At 65.1% G+C, this 1,207-nt stretch carries 1 protein-coding gene; it reads right to left on the bottom strand.

All coding sequences use genetic code 11. The features are described from left to right. Window positions 1-166: 166 nt before the first annotated feature. Window positions 167-1,207, bottom strand: a 1,041-nt coding sequence (locus tag AB4Y84_RS21990; protein ID WP_442250974.1) for a thiamine pyrophosphate-dependent enzyme, incomplete at its 5' end; no start/stop codon positions are given.

Here is a 1,207-nt window from a genome sequence, read left to right as displayed (position 1 = left end):
GCAAGCGCCCGAACGCACAGCCGCCAGCGGCTGGGCCGGTCTGGGGGTTTACGGTGTCCCCCGCAACCGGACCCACCCCGCCATCCCACSGATACCCCGCTTTTGACGTTGACGTTGACGTYGATTCGGCGGGTGCAGGGCGCAGCCCTGCATCAGACCCCAACCCTCACTTTTTCAGGAAGTTGTCCACCAGCAGATGCTTCACGTCGTCGATGCGACCACTCAGCACTGCCTTGGCCGCATACAACGCCGTGCCCGCCACCTGCTTGGCCTCGATCTGCGGCGGCATCACCAGCTCCGCGCGACTGGTGTGTACATCCAGCAGCGCCGGCCCACGCTGGGCCAGGAAATCCTGCACCGCTTCTTCCAGGTCCTCGCTGCGGGTCACCGTGCGGCCATGGAAGCCGATCACCTCGGCCAATCGGCCGAAATCCGGATTCTTCAGGTCGGTGTAGTTGTCCAGCAGCCCTTCCACCTTCTGCTCCAGCTCGACGAAATTCAGCGAGCCGTTGTTGAACACCACCACCTTGATCGGAAGATTCTCCTGCACCGCGGTCAGCAGGTCGCCCAGCAACATCGCCAACCCACCATCGCCGGACAACGAAATCACCTGCCGCCCCGGGAAGGCCTTCTGCAGACCCAGCGCCTGCGGCATCGCGTTGGCCATCGTGCCGTGCAGCAGGCTGGTCAGCGTGCGGCGCCGGCCGTTCACCCGGATGTGCCGCAGCACCCACACCATCGGCGAGCCACCATCCGCGGTGAACAGCGCATCGTCGGTGGCGTACTTCGACAGCAGCGCGGTCAGGTGCTGCGGATGGATCAGCTCGCCCTCACCCGGCTGCTCCTCCTGCTCGCGCTTCTTCAGCGCCTTGTCGCGGTGCTCGATGCATTCGTCCAGGAAACTGCTGTCTTCGCGCGGGGGCAGCATCGGCAGCAGCGCATCCAGCGTCGGTGCGATATCACCGACCACGCCCAGGTTCACCGGATGGCGGCGACCGAGGTGGCTGCCGTCGCGGTCGACCTGGATGATCGTGGCCTTGTCCGGATAGAACTGGCCCCAGGCGAAATCCGCGCCGAGCAGCAGCAGCGTGTCGCACTCCATCAACGTGTGGAACCCGGATTCGATGCCGAAGACTCCGGTCATGCCCATGTTGTACGGGTTGTCCGGTTCGGCGAAGTCCTTCGCACGCGATGTGTGCGCCACCGG

This window comes from Stenotrophomonas sp. 2YAF22 (assembly GCF_052114665.1).
Lineage (GTDB): Bacteria > Pseudomonadota > Gammaproteobacteria > Xanthomonadales > Xanthomonadaceae > Stenotrophomonas > Stenotrophomonas indicatrix.
Note: the sequence above shows the minus strand (reverse complement) of the source record. Positions and strands in the feature narration are given on the sequence as shown.